Annotated in this window: 4 protein-coding genes; all 4 read left to right on the top strand. The window is 33.0% G+C overall.

Annotated elements, in window-relative coordinates; genetic code table 11:
- A partial coding sequence (locus QVA17_RS12325; RefSeq protein WP_287389290.1) for a hypothetical protein occupies positions 1-387 on the top strand: 387 nt, incomplete at its 5' end.
- Between the two features lie 132 nt (positions 388-519).
- The gene (locus QVA17_RS12320; RefSeq protein WP_287389288.1) at positions 520-3,444 is read left to right on the top strand and encodes a DEAD/DEAH box helicase; all 2,925 of its coding nucleotides are present in this window, start codon (positions 520-522) and stop codon (positions 3,442-3,444) included.
- Positions 3,445-3,550: 106 nt separating this feature from the next.
- Positions 3,551-3,958, top strand: coding sequence for a (deoxy)nucleoside triphosphate pyrophosphohydrolase (locus QVA17_RS12315; RefSeq protein WP_027430182.1), 408 nt, complete (start codon positions 3,551-3,553; stop codon positions 3,956-3,958).
- 22 nt (positions 3,959-3,980) lie between these two features.
- Positions 3,981-4,185 (top strand): hypothetical protein (locus QVA17_RS12310; protein ID WP_330635230.1); only part of this gene is annotated, 205 nt, incomplete at its 3' end.

The raw sequence follows: 4,185 nt of genomic DNA, 5'->3' as shown, positions 1-4,185 counted from the left end.
AGGAGAAAAATTATGGACATTGGAAATCTAAAAAATAATTACAAATTGTATGAAGGCTTTGAAGGAGAAGAAGAAATAATAATGTTTATAAAGGAAAATCCTTCCGTAAACATTCATATTTGGTGTGGATATTTTGATGAAATATTTAAAGAGGCCAACTTGGAAGGAAAAGGTTGGAAGGGATTTACTAGAGATTATCATCAAGAAGAAGGTGCTTATATATGTGATGATTATGAAATTGATTTAAAGGAATATAGAGAAGATTTATTGCAGTATAGTAATAAAAAATTTGAAAATGAAGAGACTAAGGAAGCTTATAATTTAATATTGGATATTTTAGATTATGCAATAAACAACAATTTAACAGTAATAATGGAAGTAGCTTAGGTAAAGAAATAATAAAACTGATGTTGCAAGAATCACAATACTAATGCTTACTTTAAATGAAAAACATGGGCATAATGTAGTATAATTAAATACAGTGATATTGCTAGAAAGACATTAGAAGTGAGGGACATTATGATAGAGGAAATGAGAAGAGGTTTTGAAACTGCATACATAGATGGTTCAGTTGTGTCTAACGAAAGTTTTAGACCTCAGTTTGTATCTAACAATTATAGAGAGGGAAAGAAAGTTATTTCGTCTATTGAGAATGAACTTCGAGTTTGTGATAGCTTTCAAATCAGCGTTGCCTTTATTACTAGAAGTGGCATCACTCCTTTATTATCCATATTAAAGGAGCTTGAAGAGAAGAATATTCCCGGTCAGATTCTAACAACGGATTATCTTAACTTTAGTGAACCTAAGGCTCTTGAAACAATTCACCAATTAAAGAATATAGAACTTAAAATGTATCACGTACAGGACGGCAAAGAAGGATTTCACACTAAGGGATACATTTTCAAAAAAGAAGAAATATACAGAATAATCATCGGTAGTGCGAATCTTACAGGTTCGGCGCTTACTAAGAATATTGAGTGGAATACAAAACTTGTTTCAACTAAAGATGGTGAGATGACAAAGCAGATCATTGAGGAGTTTAATTGCTTATGGAACTCGCAGGATAGCTTAAGCTTTGAGGATTTTATTGAGAATTATAAAGAAAAGTATCAAATCATAAGCAAGCAACGACAGATTGCTAAGGCTGAAGAATTGGTATCTTTGGAAAAATATAAACTAGAACCTAACAGCATGCAGGTAGGTTTTATTTCTAATCTAAAAAAGATTTTAGAAAAAAATGAAACAGAGGGAAATATGAAAACCAGGGCCCTTTTAATTTCAGCAACAGGTACTGGTAAGACTTACGCTTCAGCTTTTGCCATGCGTGAGTTGGGTTTTAAGAAGGTTTTATTCCTGGTGCATCGTGAGCAGATATTAAAGCAGGCAAGGAATTCTTATAAAAAAGTTTTGCCAAGTACGGTATCTACAGGGCTTTTGTCAGGAAATCATAAGGATTACCATGCCGATTATTTATTTTCAACTGTTCAGACAATGAGTAGAGATGAAATTTTGAATAAATTCGACATCAATAGGTTTGATTGTATTGTGATTGATGAGACCCATAAGGCAGGTGCGCCAACGTATCAGAAAATCATGAAATATTTTAAACCACGTCTTTTTCTTGGAATGACAGCATCTCCAGAAAGAACGGATGGCTTTGATATATATAAGCTTTTTGATCATAATATTGCTTACGAGATTCGCCTTAATCAAGCCTTAGAAGAGGATTTATTATGTCCATTTCATTACTTTGGAATTTCAGATTTATCTATTGATGGAGAATTGATTGACGATAACACAGCCTTTAATAAACTCACCTCAAAGTCTAGGGTGGACCACATTTTAGAACAGGCAAATTATTATGGACATTCTGGGAATAGGGTTAAAGGGCTTATCTTTTGTTCTAGAAATGAAGAGGCTAAACAGCTTTCTGTAGAATTTAATAGCCGAGGTTTAAACACTGTTGCACTTTCAGGTGAGAATTCAGAAAAGGAACGTGAGGCAGCAGTTGCAAGGCTTGAGATGGATAATTTTGAAGAAAATGGACATAAGGCCTTAGACTACATTTTCACTGTAGATATCTTTAACGAGGGTGTTGATATTCCTGAGGTTAATCAGGTTATTATGCTTAGACCTACACAGTCGGCTATTATTTTTGTGCAGCAATTAGGAAGAGGCCTTCGAAAAGCTGACAACAAGGAATATGTTGTTGTGCTTGATTTTATTGGAAATTATCAGAATAACTTCCTGATTCCAATTGCCCTTTCTGGAGATAGAAGCTATAACAAGGATACAATTCGTAAGTATGTAAGAGAAGGTTCAAGGGTGATTCCTGGTTGTTCAACAATACATTTTGACGAAATAACTAGAAAGCAAATTTATGAATCTATCGATAAGATGACAACCAAGAAGAAGATGCTTTCTGAGAAGTATTATCAGATGAAATATAAGCTTGGTAGGATTCCTTCAGTGTTAGATTTTTATGAACATGGTGAAGTTGATCCTATGCTTTTTATAAAATATTCTGGTTCTTATTATGAATTCGTTAAGAGCGTTGATAAGGATTACGTCATAAATTTTAATAAGGAGCAAGTGGATACAATTAGCTTTATATCTAATTTAATAGTTGATGGAAAGAGAATTCATGAGCTTTTAATGTTAAAGGCAATAATTGAAAAGGGAAATATTGAAAAGTCCGATTTTATCAAAAATCTGGAAGCCCAAAATGAAAAGTTTAAAGAAGCAGATTATGAATCAGCTTTAAGAATTATTACAGGTGAGTTTTTATCTGGTTCAGATAAGAAAAATTTTAAAGATGTTGATTTTGTTGATATGAAGACTTTCAATAAGGATTACCTAAAACGAGAAACGGCTTTTTATAATATTTTACATGATTTGTTTTTTAAAAAAGAGTTGGAAAATCTTATAGAATACGGCTTTAGACGATATGAGGACATTTATAAGAATCATGATGATAACAATCTCGTTCTATATGAAAAATATTCCAGAAAAGATGTATGTCGTCTTATGAACTGGGATAAGGATGAGAGTTCAACTATGTATGGATATAGAATTAAGCATAATACTTGTCCTATTTTTATAACTTATGAGAAAAAAGATGATATCTCAGAAAGTACTAAATACGAGGATCAATTTATTAATCAACGAATATTTAGCTGGATGACAAGATCTAGAGTAACTCTTGAAAAAGACGAAGCGCAGAGTATTATTAATTATAAGGATAATAATCTTAAAATTTGTCTCTTTATTAAGAAGAGCGATGGCGAGGGTTCAGACTTTTATTATATGGGAAATGTAAAGCCTATTGATTGGCAACAAAAGACCATTAAGAACGACAAAGGTCAAGACTTGCCTATAGTGAATTTCTTGTTTAGCCTTGATAGAGAGGTTCGAGAAGATATATATGAATATTTGATTAGCTAATTAGCTTTGAATAAAAAGGACAAAATAAAAATAACTATAAAAACGACAGAACAAAATTAATTATAAAAAATGATAGAATAAAATTAACTATAAAACGGGAGGACATATGAAAACAATACGAGTAGTGGCAGCAGTCATAAAGGATAAAAACGCTAACGGTGATCCAATCATCTTTGCAACTCAAAGAGGTTACGGCGATTTAAAAGGTGGCTGGGAATTTCCTGGCGGTAAGATTGAGGAGGGTGAGACTCCTAAGGAAGCCCTTCGTAGAGAAATTATGGAAGAATTGGACACTAAGATTAAGGTGGGCGATTTAATCGATACAATCGAATACGACTACCCAACTTTCCATCTTTCAATGGATTGTTTCTGGTCTGAGATTGAAGAGGGAGACTTAGTTCTTAAGGAACATGAAGCCGCAAAGTGGCTAACTAGTAAGCATTTAGATGAGGTTGCATGGCTACCTGCTGATGTAACACTTATTGAAAAAATAAGACATGAATTAACAGCTTAAAATTAAAAGAGGGGATATTTTTATGAGAAAAGGGAGATTTGCAGGATTATTATTATGTGGAGCGTTAATAACTCTAGCAGCTTGTGGAAAAAATGACGCTAAAAGGGACGATAAGGTGGATAATACATCTACTAATGTAAGCGTTGAAAGTACAAGCTCAGTAGAGGATGTAAAGACAAGCAAATCTAATGAGTCTGAAACTAAAGAGAAGGAATTAAATTCAGCAT

This window comes from Lachnospira sp., from assembly GCF_016290755.1.
In the GTDB taxonomy this organism is placed as follows: domain Bacteria; phylum Bacillota; class Clostridia; order Lachnospirales; family Lachnospiraceae; genus Lachnospira; species Lachnospira multipara.
The sequence above is the reverse complement of the archived record's forward strand: the minus strand, read 5'-3'. Positions and strand labels throughout refer to the sequence as shown.

Coding starts and splice junctions, on each gene's coding strand:
- QVA17_RS12315 (WP_027430182.1), top strand. CDS start 3,551: ATGAAAACAATACGAGTAGTGGCAGCAGTCATAAAGGATAAAAACGCT.
- QVA17_RS12320 (WP_287389288.1), top strand. CDS start 520: ATGATAGAGGAAATGAGAAGAGGTTTTGAAACTGCATACATAGATGGT.